This is a genomic window from Flavobacterium magnum (genome assembly GCF_003055625.1).
Lineage (GTDB): Bacteria > Bacteroidota > Bacteroidia > Flavobacteriales > Flavobacteriaceae > Flavobacterium > Flavobacterium magnum.
Genome location: NZ_CP028811.1, coordinates 2,031,593 through 2,048,894, shown reverse-complemented (window position 1 = coordinate 2,048,894; position 17,302 = coordinate 2,031,593). Strand labels below are relative to the sequence as shown.

Below are 17,302 nucleotides of genomic sequence, written 5' to 3'. Positions count from 1 at the left end.
CACCAATAAAAAAGCCCCTCATATCTGGGGCTTTTCTATATTAATCAAATGCTGTAAAGCGCCGTTATTCCATAGCGGCAAGATAACGCTCTGCGTCCAAAGCTGCCATACAACCCGTACCCGCAGCAGTAATAGCCTGACGGTACACATGGTCTGCCGCGTCACCGGCTACGAAGACGCCGGAAACGTTTGTTTTTGACGTTCCTGGCACATTGATGATATACCCGGTTTCGTCAAGCGTAATGTATTCTTTGAAAATATCCGTGTTGGGCTTGTGTCCGATGGCAACGAAAAAACCGGTCGCCGGAATGATTTTCTCTTCTTTGGCATTCTTGTCAATGACTTTTATCTGATTTACCACCTGGCCGTCACCGCAAACTTCCAGAGTTTCGGTATTGAACATGATTTCAATATTTTCTGTTTTCATCACGCGTTCGGCCATAATTTTCGAAGCGCGGAAATTTTCGCTCCTTACCAGCATCGTAACCTTTTTACAAAGCTTGGAAAGATAATGCGCCTCTTCACAAGCTGAATCACCTGCACCTACGATAACCACTTCCTGATTCCGGTAGAAAAATCCGTCGCAAACCGCACAAGCCGACACGCCGCCGCCTGTATTGAGGTAGTGCTGCTCAGACGGCAGACCGAGGTACTTCGCCGACGCACCGGTAGAAATGATCACCGTATCGGCATGCAGCTCAATGACATCGTTTACCCAAACCTTATGCACCGGGCCTGAGAAATCAACCTTGGTCACCCAACCATCGCGCACATCGGTTCCGAAGCGCTTGGCCTGTTCCTGCAATTCGACCATCATTTCAGGTCCTGTGATGCCTTTCGGGTAGCCGGGAAAGTTCTCGACTTCGTTAGTAGTTGTCAATTGCCCGCCGGGTTGCATACCCTGGTAAAGCACAGGAAACATATTTGCTCTTGCGGCGTAAATGGCCGCCGTATAACCTGCCGGGCCGGAGCCGACGATCAGGCATTTTATTCTTTCAATAGTATCTGACATGGTATTTTGTTGTTCATTTTAACGTGCGCTAAATTAACGCATAATTGCCGATTTTGCGCCAGCGAGTTATCAAGATTTATTATGAAGTTATAAAGAAGCCGGACCGAAGATTAACGGGATAGAGAGACAGGCAAAATGTGTACTTCGCGACGTCGGAAGCGATGCCGGCAGCTTCCGAACTTTCGGTTTGCCGATATTCTAACTTTCCTGTTTTTTATTTTGCATAACGAAATTTAATCCTATATTTGCACCGTCTTCGGGGTGTAGCGTAGCCCGGTTATCGCGCCTGCTTTGGGAGCAGGAGGCCGCAGGTTCGAATCCTGCCACCCCGACCAACAGAAAGCTGAACGCAACGGTTCAGCTTTTTTTATTCCCGGCTGTGAACGCAGAGTTTGAATTTCAAAACAACGGTACGGCGAAAAAAAAGTGTATCATCTTCAGGTTTGGCTAATGGGTATTCGGTAAGATTTTCCAATTATCCACATTGGCCTTATCACTTTGCCTGCCTATCTCCCACTCAGACAACTGCAGCCAGATTGTGTTACATTTGACCTTGAATTATGCCCATACCAAAGAAGATATTATCCCGCAAAGATGAGATTACCGCCGACTTCCTTCAGCTCTATGAAGCGCATTTGGCCGAACTTTTCGCCGGAAAAGCAAACTACCGCATGTCTTCCTCCAAATTTGCAGAAAAGCTGTTCATCCACCCCGGGCACCTCACCAATACGCTGAAGCTCACCACCGGCAAGTCACCCTGCGATTTCATGGAAGAAGCCATTCTGCGGGAAGCACAAAGGCTTTTGCGCGACACCGATGCGTCGGTCGCAGACATTGCCTTGATATTTGCCTATGATGAGCCTACGAATTTTATCAAATTTTTTAAAGGGATGTGCGGGATCACGCCGCTGCAATATCGGAAGGCTGCAGGCTAAGAACGGTACGGCAATTTCATAAAAGTCCGGCCGGGTCGTATTTGCCTCTGTTAAAATACTGAAGTCTTCATCATTTTTCGCGCCTACTCCGCCCTTACATTTGTGCCTTAATCTTTAACTATTAAAAATATGGCACTTCATAAGATTGCACTGGTAACCGGCGGGAGCCGCGGGCTCGGAAAAAGTATGGCGCTGGCGTTGGCAAAAAAAGGAAATGACATCATCCTTACCTACCTCACCAAGGAGGCGGAAGCGCTTGACACCGTAAAAGAAATAGAACTTCTGGGACAGCGGGCGGCCGCATTACCTTTAAACGTCGCGGATTCGAAATCCTTTACTTCTTTTTTTAATTCGGTATCCAAATTACTGCAGGATCATTTTGGCGCGCAGACTTTTGATTTTCTCATTAATAATGCCGGGATCGGACTTCATACGCCATTTGCCGAAACAACGGAGGAGCAATTTGACACCATGGTGAATGTCCACCTGAAAGCCACCTTTTTCATGACGCAGCACGCGTTTCGCTTAATGAATGATGGCGGCGGAATTGTGAACGTCTCTACCGGACTCGCGCGCTTTACCCTGCCCGGCTATGCTGCCTATGCGACAATGAAAGGTGGCATTGAAACGCTCACCAAATACCTCGCGAAAGAACTTGGAACCAGACAGATCAGGGTAAATGTCATTGCGCCGGGCGCCATTGAGACCGATTTCGGGGGTGGACAGGTGCGCGATAACGCGGAACTGAATGCGTTCGTGGCGGCACAAACCGCTTTGGGACGCGTCGGATTGCCGGAGGATATCGGAGGTGTGGTGGCTTTCCTTTGCTCTGAAGAAGGCCGTTGGGTCAATGCCCAGAGGATTGAGGCATCGGGAGGCTTTTCCTTATAGCAGCGGTTACTTTTCTGAAATGCATTCGCTCCGGAACGCTTCGGCCATAACGTTGTCGTGTGTAAGTCATAAACCCCGACAGCTCAAAAAACCGAAGATTCTCCGACTTTTATAAAATCTGTAGTATAAACCAGCCGCGGATGTCCTAATGACGTTCGCGGCTTTCTCCGCTGTTTCCTGAAAGAAAATTGGTTGGGAATCGGTAACTCGGTTTGAGACGTCCCCCCCGGCAACTAATTAAATACTTCGGTACGCTCTCCGTCAAAACTGGCGAAAACCATACTCGGGTGCGAATCCTGGTGGCATATATTGCCAAGTCGGTCAATCCCGATGGCACCTGCAAAACCATCATATGCTTTAAGCTCAGTGAAGGTTTTTGCAAAAGCGTCGCGTAAAGAAAAGCCATCAGTGACACGGGTAACGATTTTAGCGGCAGTGGCGTTGCTGACGATGTCTTCGCCCACACCGGTAAGGCTGATGCCGCAATATGCATTGGCGTAATTCCCCGCTACTGTAGCCGAATCTGAAATCCTGCCGGGCATTTCAAAACCCTTGCCACCGGTTGAAGTGGCGGCTGCCAGGTTTCCGTTTTCGTCTAAAGCCACACAACCGACGGTGCCTTTTCCGCTTGCCTTCAATTTGGCTTCGTACTCCGCGCGGCGCTGAGGGATTTCAGTAGAAAAAGCTTCAAAACCCTGTTTTCGCGCGAATAATGTCGCACCGCTTCCGCCTAAAATCCTGTCATCGTAATCCTGCAGCCGCTGCGCTACCAGTATGGGATTCTTCGTGTCCTCTATATTGATCACGCCGCTCATTTTTTGTGTAGTCCCATCCATCAACGCGGCACTCATGCGGATTTTCCCGTCGCTCTGGATCTGTGAGCCGATACCTGCATTGAACAGTGCATCATCTTCGAGCAGGGAAACCGCAAACACGGCCGATTCTACGGCCGAATGGGTCTTAAGATAATCGTAGGATTGTTTCGCAATACGGATTAATGCCTGTTGCTTCGCCACTTTGGTTTCGTGGCTGGTCGAGGATTCGGAAAAAAATCCGCCGTGAATGATGATTTTCATAAGTTAATCGTCTGAAAGGAATTGCAGTTTTTCAGCGTATTGCGAGGACTGGATGTGCATTTTATGGGTCTTGAGGTCAAAGGTGTCGTACTTGCTCATGACGTGCGTGACGAGGTGGCTGATGGAAATGGGTTGACCGAGCTCAACCTGTGTGAGATTGGTATCCTTGATTTCCCGGCCATCGACGAGAATGACCAGTCCGGAGCCGATCGCTTCCATTTCCGTGTTGTTTTTAATCAACAGTCCGGTATCTTCTCCAAGCCCAATGCCCAAAACCTTTGGATTCCCGACAACCGCCTGAAACAGACGTCCGATTCTGCCGCGCTGCACGAAATGCGTGTCAATGATCACGCCGTCGATCAGCCCGAGGCCGCTGGTGATTTTGACCTCACCTTTCAGCAGGGCTTCGGAACTGCTTCCCTGATAAATCATATTGTTGGAAGCCGCAGCAGCACCCGCTGACGTTCCTGCGTAAATAAAATCTTCGTTATAATATTTCTCAAGCAACAGATCGTGAAAAGGTGTACCCCCTAAAATCGAAGTGAGCCGCAGTTGGTCTCCACCGGTAAACATCACGACATCGGCATTGCGCAGGCGCTCGAGGTATTCAGGCTGCATCGCCATTTCGCGCTTATCGAGGTCAAGCACATCGACGTTCTTGGCACCCAGATAATGCAGTGCCTTTACGTATTCCGGTCCGATTTCCTTCGGGATTTTTGAAGCCGTAGTGATGACTTCAATCCGCGAATCGGATTTGTGTTTTGATTCATTAAGTATCCTTTTGAGGATACCCGTTTCAAAAAAATTCAGGTTGTTGGCCGCATTCCGGTCCAGGTCTGTTTCCGTAAAACTGCCTTTATCCACCGCACCACCTATAATAATTAATTTTCCTCGTATCTTCATTTTGTAAAAATAGCCAAAAAGTTAAAGTATGCAATTTTGGCGAAAAAAAATTTTCCCTTTTTAACCAGCCGGAAATAATTCCATATTTTGATGATTAAATTTTGATTAGTTCGGCAAAAAAATTATTTTAGTTGCCATTATATCGTGAATTTTTTAACGAAAACCCCAAACTTCCCAAATTGATTTCATACTGCTTTGATTAACACCTCAAAACAAAAACAAACCAACCAAGTTTATGAAAATACTAAAAGTGCAGGCGCTCCGCGGGCCGAATATATGGAGTGTCCAAAGAAAAAAACTCATCCAGATGCGACTCGACCTGGAAGAGATGGAACAATTCCCAACCAATAAGATTGACGGTTTCCGTGAGCGGATAGAGCGTTTGCTACCGTCCCTGATAGAACACCGTTGTTCAGAAGGCGTGCCCGGCGGCTTTTTCTCCCGCATAGAAAGGGGTACGTGGATGGGCCATGTGATTGAGCACATTGCTTTGGAAATCCAGACGCTTGCGGGTATGGAAACCGGCTTCGGGCGCACGCGCGAAACCAAAACGCCCGGAATTTATAATGTTGTTTTTAGTTATACTGAGGAAAATGTCGGACTTTTCGCTGCGGAATCGGCGGTACATATTTCCGAAGCCCTGATCGCCGGCACCGAGTACGACCTTGAAGCCGATATCCAGAAAATGCGTGAAATCCGCGAACGCGTACGCCTCGGTCCAAGTACCGGCAGCATCGTGGAAGAAGCCGTTGCCCGTGACATCCCCTGGATCAGGCTGGGAACCAATTCACTGGTCCAGCTCGGATATGGGGTAAATCAAATGCGATTTCAGGCCACCATTACACAGAAAACCAGCAATATAGCTGTGGACATCGCCTGCAATAAGGAAGAGACCAAACGCATGCTCGAACTCGCCTCAATCCCTGTCGCCAGTGGCAGCATCTGCGTGGACGAAGCCGATCTGGAAAATACCATCAATAAAATAGGGTACCCGATTGTCATCAAGCCCCTGGACGGCAATCATGGCAAAGGAGCTTCGATCAACGTCAATACACTTGAAGACGCGAAAGCCGGCCTGATTTACGCCCAAAAATACAGTCGTCGCGTAATCGTGGAGAAGTTCATTACCGGCTTCGATTTCCGTGTCCTGGTCATCGACAATAAACTTGTGGCCGCGGCAAAAAGGGTGCCTGCGCATGTGATCGGCAACGGACAGGACACCATTCAGCAACTCATTGATGAGACCAATCGGGATCCGAGGCGCGGTTATGGCCATGAAAATGTCCTTACACAGATTGATGTGGACCGTGACACGCTGGACTTACTCGAGAAATTAAAGTATTCCCTGGACAGCGTCCCAAAAAACGGCGAGATCGTATACCTGAAGTCAACGGCTAACCTGAGTACAGGAGGGACTTCAGTAGACGTCACCGATATGATGCACCCTGAAAATATTTTCCTTGCCGAAAGGATTTCACGCGTTATCGGGCTCGACATTTGCGGCGTCGATATCATGGCAGAAAACCTCACGCAACCATTAAAGGAGAACGGCGGCTGTATTCTGGAGGTGAACGCAGCACCTGGATTCCGTATGCACCTCGCGCCTTCAGAAGGATTGCCCAGAAACGTAGCTGCCCCTGTAATTGACATGCTGTACCCACCCGGAAAACCAAGCCGCATCCCAATCATCGCGATAACGGGTACGAATGGTAAAACGACGACCACACGTTTGTTGGCCCATATGGTAAAAAATAATGGTTATAAGGTCGGTTTTACCACATCGGACGGCATTTATATCCAAAACCACATGATGGAAAAAGGCGATACGACCGGACCCATCAGCGCTGAGTACATCCTGAAAGACCCAACAGTCGAATTTGCCGTGCTTGAAACTGCCCGTGGTGGTATCCTGAGGTCTGGGCTTGGCTTCAGCCGCTGCGATATCGCCATCATCACGAACATACAGGAAGACCACCTCGGACTGAGCGACATCCACACGCTGGACGACCTCGCCCGCGTGAAAAGCACGGTTGTTAAGAGCGTCAAGAAAGACGGTTGGGCAATCCTGAATGCGGAGGATGCGCAATGCGTTAAAATCGCATCGGAACTCCACTGTAATGTGGCCTGGTTCAGTATGGACGAGGAAAATGAGCTGATAAAAAAATGCAGCAAGGAAGGAAAAACCGTAGCTGTGTATGAAAATGGATTCATTACCATTAAGAAAGGGGAATGGAAAATCCGTGTCGAGCGCGCCACACACGTCCCCCTGACCTTGGGCGGAAAGGCTAAATTCATGATTGCCAATGCCCTGGCAGCGACCCTGGCAGGATACCTTTACGGATTTAAGACCGAGGACATCAGCATTTCCCTGCAAACCTTTATTCCGAGTGTCGCGCAAACGCCCGGCCGTATGAACATATTTGAATTCAAGCGTTTCAAAGTACTGATCGATTTTGCCCACAATGCGTCGGGTTACAAGGGCGTTGAGGATTACCTGTCGAGCGTCGAAGCGAATAAAAAAATCGGAATTATCGCCGGCGTGGGTGACAGGCGCGACGAGGACATCCGTGAATGCGCCAAGATTGCCGCACGCATGTTCGATCACATCATCATCCGTCAGGAAAAACACCTGCGCGGTCGCAGCGAGGAAGAAATCATCAACCTGATTATGGAGGGAATCGCGGAATCCGGCAGGAACATCACTTACGAAATCATCAACAAGGAAACCGATGCGATCAAGCATGCGATGAATATTGCCGAAGAAGGCACTTTTATTACCGCGCTGAGCGACGTCATCACCAATGCGATCGAAATCGTGCAGGAACACCTGGACAAGGAGAACGAGGAAGCCTGACCTGAAGCGAAAATTATCAGATAGGTCACCAGGAATAAGCAGCGCGAATTTTCGGATGCTAAAAAATGGTTGCGGTCGTCGCCAGCAGGGCTCAGACGGTTTTTACTATGGAAAACCTGATGGGAGCCCCAAACTGTCCCGCTCGCTGTTGTGTGCTTCGAATCCGTTTGTGATGCTGAAAAAGCAGGAACCGTTACACTGACGCATCGTTGACGCCGTCTTTCTGAAGCAGGCGAAATTTTGGTTTGAAATGGCTTTGCCAAGGGTAAAATCCACGTACTGAGCCGCTGCCGATACGCGTGCTCTTCCGACAGCAGCACCAATCCGTTTTAGCGTGTAACAAACTCCTGTTTTGTAATACAAAGTAAAAGTCATAAAAACGAAATCCATGAGGTACAAAAAATTATTGTCGCTGTTCGTAGTCTTGCTGCCACTCACAGCCATTTCTCAAAAAACCATTTCACTTGAAGACGCTGTGATGCAACAAAACCGGCAGTTCCGCGCCGATAAATTATTGGGATTCCAATGGATTCCCGACACTGACAAATACGTGTATTTCGAAGACAGCGCCCGCAAGCTGATGACAGCCAGCGGCAAAAACACTCAGGCCTCAGAATTCCTCTCACTGTCTGACCTCAATAAATCTTTGGGTACCAGCCTGAAGAATTTCGCAGGCGTTTCATTCAGGAATGCCAATACGATGCTCATCACGGACGGAAACAAATATTATCAGTACGATGTGGTTTCCAAAACCGGCAAAAAGACCTCTGAGTTGCCCGAAGAGGCAGAAAATATGACGTTCGATGGTAAGAAATCGGCTATTGCATTTACCGAAAAAAACAATCTTTTCATTTTAGACGCCGGCGGAAAAAAAATCGCGATAACCAATGAGACTGACGAAGACATCGTTTCGGGGCAGTTTTTTGCGCGGAATGAATTTGGGATTGAAGGCGGCATTTTCTGGTCGCCGAAATCAAACCTGTTGGCTTTTTATCAAAAAGACCAGAACGACGTAGCCGATTACCCTTTGCTTGACATCAATGAAACGCCGGGTAAACTCGTCAATATCAAATACCCGATGATTGGACAGCAAAGTGAGAAGCCTCGCGTCGGCATTTACAACCTTATCAGCGGGAAGACTGTATTTATTACACCAAAAGGCAAACCCGACGATTACCTGACCAACCTGTCCTGGACACCGGACGAAAAATACGTCGTCATTGCGGAGCTCAACCGTGGCCAGAACGACATGCACCTGAACCTCTACGACGCCCAAACCGGAAATTTCGTGCGCACGCTGCTGCATGAACAGAATGACAGTTGGGTCGAGCCGGAACACCCTGCGTTTTTCCCTGATCCGAAATCATCAAACTTCATCTGGATCAGTGAAAAGGACGGGTTCAACAACCTCAATTATTACAGCATTGACGGAAAACTGATCCGACAGCTTACGCAGAACAAGTTTGTGACCAAAGACATCATCGGTGCGAACCGCGCCGGCAACGAAGTGTATTTTTACGCCACTGGTCCAAATCCGACCAACATGCTTGTATACAAAGTGGATCTGAAAGGGAAGCAGACGTTGCTTACAAAGGATGACGGCGTTCACACCTTCGCGGCGAACAGTGACGACAGCTGGTTTTTCGACGAATACTCCAACCACACCACCCCTTCCAGATCATTGTTGTATGACAAATCAGGCAAAGCCAAAACGCTGTTGGCAAGCAGCAATAAATATGAAGGATACACTATCGGTTCGGCTGAAATCAGGACGATCAAGTCGGCTGACGGCACTACCGATTTATACACCAGGCTGATTAAGCCCAGCCATTTTGACCCGAATAAAAAATATCCCGTTATGGTTTATGTTTACGGTGGCCCACACGCGCAGATGATAACCAATTCGTATCTCGACGGCGCGAATCTCTGGATGTATTGGATGGCTGAACAGGGTTACCTTGTGTTTACGGTCGACAATCGCGGCTCTGAAAACAGGGGCGTCGCATTCGAAAAAGTGATTCACGGAAAACTCGGTGTAAACGAAATGGAAGACCAGCTTAAAGGGGTGGAATACCTCAAATCACTGCCGTATGTCGATGGCAGCCGGCTCGCGGTACACGGCTGGAGCTATGGCGGATTCATGACGACCTCGTTGATGCTCAGGAAAGCGGGCACATTCAACGTTGGTGTGGCGGGAGGCCCGGTCACTGACTGGAAATATTACGAAGTAATGTACGGCGAACGCTACATGGACACACCCGCCGAAAATCAGGGCGGTTTTGATGAGGCGAGCACGCTGAACCACGTCGAAAAACTCAAAGGCAAACTCCTGCTGATTCACGGTACTAGCGATGATGTGGTTGTAATGCAGCAGAATTTCGCGTTGCTTAAAAAATTCATCGAGGCCGGCAAGCAGGTCGATTTCTTCGCGTACCCGATGCACAAACACAACGTGTTGGGCAAAGACCGTGTACACCTGATGACCAAAGTGCTTAATTACATCATCGACAACAATAAATAAAACCTTCACGAGCTGGGTTAAATGAAAATTCCGTAACCATATGGCGGAATGTCATAAACAATTGATAATGTGAATCTTGAAATTTGTGTTACGGAAAGCCCGTAAAACAAACTTCAAAATCACACGCTATGAAAAGACTGATTGTAACGACGATGGCATTTTTCGCTTTCGGATACGCATCGGCTCAGACCGACACCACGGCAACCCGGAAAATGCCGGACACAAAGAAAAGCGAGCAGCCGCGCACCAATGCCGATATGAAAGGCGGTACCAAAAAAGAAGACTCGGTTGTCGATGAACGCAAGCGGCGTATGCGCCAGGACAAGGGAATGGCCAAAGACAGCGTCGCTGTTCCGCCAAGGAAAAGAAACAAGTAATTAAGCAAAAGCCCGCTACATGCGGGCTTTTATTTTTTTGCAATGATAATCATATCTGTAGTTACCCCGTCAGGATTTGGAAAATCAACCCGCTGCACGTGAAGAATCGTGAGGCCCGCGGATTCCAACATACCCGTAATGTCGTCTGCACGGTAGAAATGCTGGAAAATTCCGTCCTCCCCATCAGACGACAGTTGCCACTTCGAGGCCGAATAATCGTTCTCCATCGTGCTGATGTACAGGATTCCATCAACATGAAGCATTGACGCCGCATCGGTAACAAATTGAGAGGCCTGTTCCATCGAAAGGTACGGGAATATAAACCCACAAATGATCCCGTCGAATTTTGCGTTCAGTTCCAGGATGTCGAGACAATCCATCACGCGGAAGGCCGCATCCGGAATATTGCCTTTTGCGAGCGCAATCATATTCGGAGCCAAGTCGATACCCAGAACATTAAAATCAGGGCGTTTCCGCAGTATATACCTGCTGATATTGCCGGGTCCGCAGGCCACATCAAGGATTGCGGGGTTCTGTTTTTCCACGCTTCCGCAGAACAGGTCCAGCGTACCGTCATAAAGGTCCATATCCATGTACTTCTCCTGGTACCTTTGCGCATGCTTGTTGAATACGGCGGCGGCCTTGTTAGAATCGTTCATATCAGTCGGATTGGTTTTTATCGAACGTAAATTTACGCAATTGCGGCGCCCTGAACAAAGTATATCCAACCACGCCCAGCGTGAGGCAGCCTCCAATGACCACCGCGCGCACCGCCCCAAAGAAATGCGCCATAACCCCGCTTTCAAAATCACCGAGCTCGTTCGAGGAACTCACAAACATCGTATTGACGGCAGACACACGTCCACGCATGTCATCAGGCGTAACGAGTTGCAGGATTGTGCCCCGTATCACAACACTGACCGCATCAAACATGCCCGAAAACAACAGCATCGCAAACGAAAGGTAAAAATTTTCTGAGAGTCCGAAAATAATAATGCTTACCGCAAATCCGGCCACGCACAGCAGCAACTTGCGTCCCGGGTTCGTGCGTAACGGCAGCAGGGCCAGCAGTCCAAGGGTCAGGATTGCCCCTACACCCGGCGCCGACCGCAGCAAACCGAACCCCATCTCATTGACATGCAGGATTTCTTTCTGATACACTGGCAACAGCGCGACTGCGCCACCGAATAATACGGAAAACATATCCAACGCCAACGCGGAAAGTAAAACGGGTGTGCGCCACACAAACCGCAATCCCTCGGTCACGCTTTTGATGATCGCTTCTTTTTCCTTTTTGACAATCGGCTTGACGGCAATGGAAAATAATGGGACCAACAGTAAAATTTCCAGTCCCACGACGATTGCGAGACTCGACAATACGCTCAGCGAAGCAATCGCAAACCCTGCCGCCAATGGTCCGAGCACTGCGCCGACCTGCCAGGCCATGCTGCTCCAGCCAGTCGCATTAGGGTAATCGGCACGCGGGACAATCAGCCCGAAAAGGGAAAACATCGATGGACTGTAAAACGACCGCAGTGCACCGCCCAGAAATACGAACGCATAAATCAAATGCAGGATCCAGGAGGATTCCATATGTTGCGCCGCGACGGGCAGTGCCAGCAGCAGCATACCGGCACCGGTGATGATGTAACCAAAAAGACAAATCGTGATCATTCTCCGCTTTTCGTTAATGTCTACAAAATGTCCTGAAATAAACGAGCAGCAAATTGCCGGAATCACTTCCGCGAGACCCACGAAACCAAGCGACAACTTATCGTTAGTCATTTGGTACACCCAATAATAAATTGTCGTCGACTGCATGTTCAGCGCAAAAATGATTCCAAGCCTCAGCGTCAGGTATGATCGGAACTCACGGATTTTCAATGACGGATTCTTGCTGATAAATCCCTTTCGCGGAATGGGTGTAGGCGTTTCGGTTTCCATGACGCTAATTTAGGGCATTCGTCGAAATAGCCAGTTATGGCAAATCGTGAAATTGATTTTAAAATTTCCGCGTGGCAAGACAACGCGCATCCGACGGTTCGTGATTAATACATGTTGAGCAGATTGTGACCAAGACGCCCGGTCCATCCTGATATTTCTATCCATCGACACCATGCAATTCATTACCTTTGCCTCCATGCCGCAATACCTGTTTGAACAACAATTTCACAACATCGACTACGCGAAAGACACCGCTGACCACACTGATTTTGAACGTTGTACTTTCACCGACTGTGATTTCTCAGCCGTAGCGTTTACTGCAGTGACCTTTATTGACTGCGTGTTTTACAGTTGCAATTTTGACGGCGCGAAAATCAATTATGTAGCACTCAGGACGGCACAGTTCTACCGCTGCAGTTTCAGGGAAGTGAATTTTGCAATGTGTGACAAACTGATTTTCGATATCCGATTTGAAGATTGTATTCTCGATTTTGCGAAATTCTACACGCTCAAACTGAAAGGCACCACCTTCTCAGGCTGCAGCCTTATCGCGGCGGATTTTATGAGCGCCGATTTAACTTCGTGCGCGTTTCCCGATTGTGATTTGTACCGTGCGGAATTTGACAAGGCGGTCGCAGACAAATGCGATTTCAGCCTTAGCCGGAACTTTACGATTAATCCGGCGTCAACCCGACTCAAAAAAGCGGTCTTCTCAAAGTCGGGTCTCGGGGGCCTGCTCTCAAGACACGGTATTCTCGTCAGCTGAGGGATTTCTCCATAATGTAGTCTTCCATGAGGTAACCGTTGCCTATTTCGACATCCTCGCTGCCCACATTCTCAAAGCCGAGTCGTTCATAAAATCCGATGGCAGGGTTGTACCGGTTGACATTCAGTGACAGTTTTTCAGATCCGCTTTTGCTGGCCAGGTCTTCGGCAAAACCGATGAATTGCTTCCCCACACCTTTGCCCTGCGCTTCCGGCAGCATGTAAATTTTATGGATCCGTGTCACAGGATTCCCCTTGTATCGGTGCTCAATGCCCAAGAATCCCAGGACGGTCCCGCCTTCTTTGGCGAAGTAAAAACGGTGGCCGCTCTCCAGGTTCCTGTTCAGCGTTTCCAGAGAATAAAAAAGCGCAATCATATAGTCAAGCTGCGCCTTCGAAAGGATTTTGCCATAAGCCACCGGCCAGGTCTTATCGACGATATACTGTATGAGGTTGAATTCGTTTGCCTGCGCTTCGGTGATGTGCATCTGCTGGTGAGTATTTGTTGGCGGTTTATCCGTGTATCGATTCTGATTTTCCGTATTTTGCAATCACTGAAGCTTCAAAATCAAGCCATTCGCGCCAGCGCTTTTCCACATCAATCCCCTCGCCATATTTTCGGGCGTAGGTGATAAAAGTGGTGTAATGCCCGGCTTCGCTCTCCATCAGTTCGCGGTAGAACAGCGAAAGTTCCTCGTCCTGTATGTTTTCGGAAAGCACTTTGAATCTTTCACAGCTCCGCGCTTCGATCATCGCGGAAAACAGCAGGCGTTCGACCAGACCGGACACACGGCTTCCGGTATTGCTTTTTTTCATGTATTGCGCGAGCTCGCCCACATATTCGTCCTTGCGTTCGCGTCCGAGCTTCAGGCCGCGCTTCTTGATGATTTCGTGCACCATATCGAAATGCTCGAGTTCTTCTTTGGCCAAAGCCAGCATATCGGTCACCAGGTCAGGAAACTCAGAATTGATGGTAATCAGCGTAATGGCATTGGAAGCGGCTTTTTGCTCGCACCAGGCGTGGTCGGTCAGGATTTCCGAGATGTTTTTTTCGACGATATTGACCCAGCGTGGGTCGGTGGGCAACTGCAGGCGGAAGGTTGACATGGGTGATTACTTTTTTTTGGTCGATCTGATAATTATGTCTGGCAAAAATAGTGTAATTTTAAAATAAAATATCCCGAACATGACGGCAATCACAGCCAAAAGAATATTAAAAACGCTTTACGTCCTGATTGTGTTGGCCTGCTGCCTGCCGCTCCTCTACCCTTATCTGGACAAGTCAGGTGCATTTTCCCAAGCCGTGAGAAGCATTGGCTATATCGAATCGGTTTTAATCATAGTGTTGCCATTGATTGCCTTACACATGCTCGTATCTTACTGTTTCGATAAGGAAACCTTTTCAGAATACTACAACAGGCAGAAAATATTATATGGCGTTGCGGCACTTTTTGTGATTGCCTGCTGCATTGCCAAAATAATGTAATTTCTTATCCGGCTTTTTTTGGGCCCAAGGGCACAATGCCTCAAGATCTCCTAAGATTCCGCTTATCCCTTTACCCTGCCCTGTTCTTCGGCCGCACCGCTGCGTTCGCTGCCCTTCTGCTGAAACATTTTCCCGAATGAATAACTGAAAGCCAGTGCGACATACCGGCTGTCCGGCTTATTTTTCCACGTCGCGTCGGTAAGCTGCAGGTTGTTGATTACGCCATTGTTGATGCCCATATAGAAAATGTCGTTGGCGATAAGCCGAAGGGTACCCTGGTCTTTGAGCACTTTTTTCTGGATGGCCACATTGATACTGCCACGCGCACCGAGCGTAAATTGTGACGACGTGATTTCGGAATTGTACCTGCCGCTGAGTTCCGCAGCCCAGCTTTTGCTGATTGTGAAGCGATTGTTCGCCGAAAAGAAGAAAAAAGTTCCTTTTGAATCCAAACCTTCGGTATACAGGTCACTTTTATAGCTGCTTCGTGTGGTTTCGGCATACAGGCTGGTCGAAAACCATTTGGCCACCTCAAAATCAGATTGCATATTAAGGCTGTAATAGCGGCTCTTCCCAATGTTGCCGGGACGGCTGTAATAAATTTCATCCCTGATCTCAATGGTTTCGTTGATCTCATCGTCAGACTGTCCGTAGCTTAAGGTTGTACTGAACAAACCCTTGTAGCGGTATGACAGTTCGACATTGTGCGCAAACGACGGATTGAGGTAGGGGTTCCCGGAATAAAACGTGAATTTATCCAATGGACTCAAAAACGGGTTTAAATCCTGGTAATACGGACGGTTGATGCGCTTCCCGTACGAGGTGACCAACTGGTTGTTGCCAATGGAATCCAGTTTGTACATCAGGTAGGCCGTCGGAAACAGGTTTGTATAGGATCGGGTGAAGCGCGACGCCGAGTTGGCCGTGCCATTTCCCAACTGATTCCCTTTAGACACTGTGCTTTCCAGCCTCAGTCCTGCCTGCAGCGAGAACCGCTTAAAGTTTTTGCTGAAATTGGCATACGCGGCATGAATCACCTCATCGTATTTAAAATGGTTGCTGTTCTTTAAATTCGGAACGGGGAAACCATTGATTATATCCGCGTAATCGGCCACATTATCAGTCCTGGAATAGCTCACCTTATAGCCGGTCTCAAAACTCGCTTCTCCTTTAAATGGCTGTGAATAATCGGTTTTGAACGCGTAAATCGAAATTTTCGAAGGCAACCTTCCTGTAGACCGGTCGCTGCTGCTCAGACTGCCGTCGGGCTGGTAAATGTAATTGCGGTACAGTTGCGCAGTCCTATCCGAATAAGCCAGGAAATCGGCGTCGGCGGTGAGTTTCCTGTCGCCGCCCAGATCGCGGCTGTAGTTCAACGTGACGCCACCGTTCTTAAATCTTTTGTCCTCCTTGTTGTCGGCAACAATGGTCGAGTCGAGTACCGAGGCGGCGTTGGTTAGCACGCTGCGGACGTTGGACATATTGTCGCCCGAAGTGGACAACGCGGTGACACTGACACCGAGCGTGGTGTTCTCAGAGGCATAATAATCCATCCCTGCCCTGAGGTTAGCCGAATTGTTCTTACCTGTAAGGATTGAGTTCTGGTCGAAGAGCGTCTTCGTACTCCCATCCGGATTCTTGTAGCGCCTGAAGATGTAAAGATCAGTGAGGTTTTCGCCTGCTGAAAAACCTGCGCTTCCATACAAACGGATTTTCCCGTCGGTGTAATTCAGGTTCAGGCTGTTCTGGGTCCGGCCGCGTTTGCCTTTTGAAACGCGCGAACTGACGCTGCCGTTAAAACCTTTTTGCCGGCTTTTCCTGGTCTTGATGTTGATGACGCCGGCACTGCCCGCAGCATCATATTTGGCCGGAGGATTGGTCATGAGCTCGATCTGATTGAGTGTCGACGCGGGCAGCGATTTGAGATACGCCTCGAGGTCGGCACCGGAAAGGTAACTTGGCTTGTCATCAATAAACACAGCTACGCCACTCTTGCCCTTGAAAGTGATTACGCCGTTCTGATCGATGGAAATCCCGGGTGATTTCTCGAGGACGTCCATGGCATTAGAACCCGCCGCAGACATCATGGCATCGACATTCACTACCGTGCGGTCAATCTTATTTTCCACGAACGATTTTTTCCTGACCACGACTACCTCGTCGAGTTTCCTCGAAGATGTGGTGAGTGTGACCACCGGCAGGGCTACCGTATTTTGGTTCACCGTCAGCGGCGCACTTTGGAACATTTCAAAACCATCACCTTCAATCAAGACAAGATATTGGTTATCCGTAAGATTGCTGAAGCTGAAACTCCCGTCAGGTTCGGGAAAGGTGGTCTTAAGCAGGGCGCTGTCGGTTGCGGAAAGCAGGGAAACCAAAACCCCTTCAATAGTTTGATTGTCTTGGGAATTGATTTTACCGGTGATTTTTCCGGTTTGCGCGGAAAGAAATCCGCAAAGCAGCAAGCATACCAGGAGGTGCATGGCATTTTTCATAACGTTCGTTTTTGATTGTCCCCGGTTTGATTACTGCCCGGGG

General features: G+C 48.7%; 15 protein-coding genes and 1 tRNA gene. 8 read left to right on the top strand and 8 right to left on the bottom strand.

Annotated features, from left to right (window positions below; genetic code table 11):
• Positions 1-64 precede the first annotated feature (64 nt).
• A complete protein-coding gene (gene trxB / locus HYN48_RS08480; protein WP_108370692.1) occupies positions 65-1,012 on the bottom strand; it encodes a thioredoxin-disulfide reductase in 948 nt (315 codons plus the stop codon).
• A gap of 257 nt (positions 1,013-1,269) precedes the next feature.
• Between trxB and HYN48_RS08475 the strand changes: the two genes are divergently transcribed.
• The 3 genes from HYN48_RS08475 (at position 1,270) to HYN48_RS08465 (ending at position 2,838) form a co-directional block, all read left to right on the top strand.
• Positions 1,270-1,347, top strand: a tRNA-Pro gene (locus HYN48_RS08475).
• Between the two features lie 225 nt (positions 1,348-1,572).
• Entirely contained in the window at positions 1,573-1,947 is a 375-nt protein-coding gene (locus HYN48_RS08470; protein WP_108370691.1) for a helix-turn-helix domain-containing protein, read from the top strand.
• 129 nt (positions 1,948-2,076) lie between these two features.
• The gene (locus HYN48_RS08465) at positions 2,077-2,838 is read left to right on the top strand and encodes an SDR family NAD(P)-dependent oxidoreductase (RefSeq protein WP_108370690.1); all 762 of its coding nucleotides are present in this window, start codon (positions 2,077-2,079) and stop codon (positions 2,836-2,838) included.
• 233 nt (positions 2,839-3,071) lie between these two features.
• Here HYN48_RS08465 and HYN48_RS08460 read toward each other — a convergent pair whose 3' ends face one another.
• Both HYN48_RS08460 and HYN48_RS08455 read right to left on the bottom strand, forming a co-directional pair.
• Positions 3,072-3,914 (bottom strand): isoaspartyl peptidase/L-asparaginase, encoded by an 843-nt coding sequence (locus tag HYN48_RS08460; RefSeq protein ID WP_108370689.1) that lies wholly within the window; start codon positions 3,912-3,914, stop codon positions 3,072-3,074.
• 3 nt (positions 3,915-3,917) lie between these two features.
• Positions 3,918-4,817: a cyanophycinase gene (locus HYN48_RS08455; protein WP_108370688.1), complete on the bottom strand. Its 900-nt coding sequence runs from the start codon at positions 4,815-4,817 to the stop codon at positions 3,918-3,920.
• Between the two features lie 235 nt (positions 4,818-5,052).
• Here HYN48_RS08455 and cphA point away from each other — a divergent pair, with 235 nt between their 5' ends.
• From cphA to HYN48_RS08435, 3 genes are all read left to right on the top strand, one after another.
• Complete coding sequence (gene cphA / locus HYN48_RS08450) at positions 5,053-7,671, top strand: cyanophycin synthetase (RefSeq protein WP_108370687.1); 2,619 nt, start codon at positions 5,053-5,055, stop codon at positions 7,669-7,671.
• 388 nt (positions 7,672-8,059) lie between these two features.
• On the top strand, positions 8,060-10,192 hold the full coding sequence (locus tag HYN48_RS08440) for a S9 family peptidase (protein WP_108370685.1): 2,133 nt from the start codon (positions 8,060-8,062) through the stop codon (positions 10,190-10,192).
• Between the two features lie 128 nt (positions 10,193-10,320).
• Positions 10,321-10,569 (top strand): hypothetical protein, encoded by a 249-nt coding sequence (locus HYN48_RS08435; protein WP_146171750.1) that lies wholly within the window; start codon positions 10,321-10,323, stop codon positions 10,567-10,569.
• Positions 10,570-10,598: 29 nt separating this feature from the next.
• Here HYN48_RS08435 and HYN48_RS08430 read toward each other — a convergent pair whose 3' ends face one another.
• Both HYN48_RS08430 and HYN48_RS08425 read right to left on the bottom strand, forming a co-directional pair.
• Positions 10,599-11,228, bottom strand: coding sequence for a class I SAM-dependent methyltransferase (locus tag HYN48_RS08430; RefSeq protein WP_108370683.1), 630 nt, complete (start codon positions 11,226-11,228; stop codon positions 10,599-10,601).
• Between the two features lies 1 nt (position 11,229).
• The gene (locus tag HYN48_RS08425; RefSeq protein ID WP_108370682.1) at positions 11,230-12,513 is read right to left on the bottom strand and encodes an MFS transporter; all 1,284 of its coding nucleotides are present in this window, start codon (positions 12,511-12,513) and stop codon (positions 11,230-11,232) included.
• 172 nt (positions 12,514-12,685) lie between these two features.
• On the opposite strand from HYN48_RS08425, the gene HYN48_RS08420 reads away from it, so the two are divergent.
• Positions 12,686-13,279 carry a pentapeptide repeat-containing protein gene (locus HYN48_RS08420; RefSeq protein ID WP_245945939.1) on the top strand — a complete coding sequence of 198 codons (594 nt, stop codon included), beginning with the start codon at positions 12,686-12,688 and terminating at the stop codon, positions 13,277-13,279.
• Here the strand turns inward: HYN48_RS08420 and HYN48_RS08415 are convergent.
• Positions 13,272-13,766, bottom strand: a complete 495-nt coding sequence (locus HYN48_RS08415; protein WP_108373494.1) for a GNAT family N-acetyltransferase — start codon at positions 13,764-13,766, stop codon at positions 13,272-13,274. The two genes, HYN48_RS08420 and HYN48_RS08415, sit on opposite strands and share 8 nt — an antisense overlap.
• Before the next feature lie 25 nt (positions 13,767-13,791).
• Entirely contained in the window at positions 13,792-14,385 is a 594-nt protein-coding gene (locus HYN48_RS08410) for a MiaE family protein (RefSeq protein ID WP_108370680.1), read from the bottom strand.
• Between the two features lie 79 nt (positions 14,386-14,464).
• Between HYN48_RS08410 and HYN48_RS08405 the strand changes: the two genes are divergently transcribed.
• A complete protein-coding gene (locus HYN48_RS08405; RefSeq protein ID WP_108370679.1) occupies positions 14,465-14,764 on the top strand; it encodes a hypothetical protein in 300 nt (99 codons plus the stop codon).
• Between the two features lie 62 nt (positions 14,765-14,826).
• On the opposite strand, the gene HYN48_RS08400 is transcribed toward HYN48_RS08405, so the two are convergent.
• Complete coding sequence (locus HYN48_RS08400) at positions 14,827-17,259, bottom strand: outer membrane beta-barrel protein (RefSeq protein WP_108370678.1); 2,433 nt, start codon at positions 17,257-17,259, stop codon at positions 14,827-14,829.
• Between the last annotated feature and the right edge of the window lie 43 nt (positions 17,260-17,302).

What these genes read in the sequence shown, in the direction of transcription:
- HYN48_RS08455 (WP_108370688.1), bottom strand. Translation starts at nt 4,817, where the DNA reads ATGAAGATACGAGGAAAATTAATTATTATAGGTGGTGCGGTGGATAAA.
- HYN48_RS08470 (WP_108370691.1), top strand. Translation starts at nt 1,573, where the DNA reads ATGCCCATACCAAAGAAGATATTATCCCGCAAAGATGAGATTACCGCC.
- HYN48_RS08430 (WP_108370683.1), bottom strand. Translation starts at nt 11,228, where the DNA reads ATGAACGATTCTAACAAGGCCGCCGCCGTATTCAACAAGCATGCGCAA.
- HYN48_RS08410 (WP_108370680.1), bottom strand. Translation starts at nt 14,385, where the DNA reads ATGTCAACCTTCCGCCTGCAGTTGCCCACCGACCCACGCTGGGTCAAT.
- HYN48_RS08435 (WP_146171750.1), top strand. Translation starts at nt 10,321, where the DNA reads ATGAAAAGACTGATTGTAACGACGATGGCATTTTTCGCTTTCGGATAC.
- HYN48_RS08405 (WP_108370679.1), top strand. Translation starts at nt 14,465, where the DNA reads ATGACGGCAATCACAGCCAAAAGAATATTAAAAACGCTTTACGTCCTG.
- HYN48_RS08440 (WP_108370685.1), top strand. Translation starts at nt 8,060, where the DNA reads ATGAGGTACAAAAAATTATTGTCGCTGTTCGTAGTCTTGCTGCCACTC.
- HYN48_RS08460 (WP_108370689.1), bottom strand. Translation starts at nt 3,914, where the DNA reads ATGAAAATCATCATTCACGGCGGATTTTTTTCCGAATCCTCGACCAGC.
- cphA (WP_108370687.1), top strand. Translation starts at nt 5,053, where the DNA reads ATGAAAATACTAAAAGTGCAGGCGCTCCGCGGGCCGAATATATGGAGT.
- HYN48_RS08425 (WP_108370682.1), bottom strand. Translation starts at nt 12,513, where the DNA reads ATGGAAACCGAAACGCCTACACCCATTCCGCGAAAGGGATTTATCAGC.
- HYN48_RS08415 (WP_108373494.1), bottom strand. Translation starts at nt 13,766, where the DNA reads ATGCACATCACCGAAGCGCAGGCAAACGAATTCAACCTCATACAGTAT.
- trxB (WP_108370692.1), bottom strand. Translation starts at nt 1,012, where the DNA reads ATGTCAGATACTATTGAAAGAATAAAATGCCTGATCGTCGGCTCCGGC.
- HYN48_RS08420 (WP_245945939.1), top strand. Translation starts at nt 12,686, where the DNA reads ATGCAATTCATTACCTTTGCCTCCATGCCGCAATACCTGTTTGAACAA.
- HYN48_RS08465 (WP_108370690.1), top strand. Translation starts at nt 2,077, where the DNA reads ATGGCACTTCATAAGATTGCACTGGTAACCGGCGGGAGCCGCGGGCTC.
- HYN48_RS08400 (WP_108370678.1), bottom strand. Translation starts at nt 17,259, where the DNA reads ATGAAAAATGCCATGCACCTCCTGGTATGCTTGCTGCTTTGCGGATTT.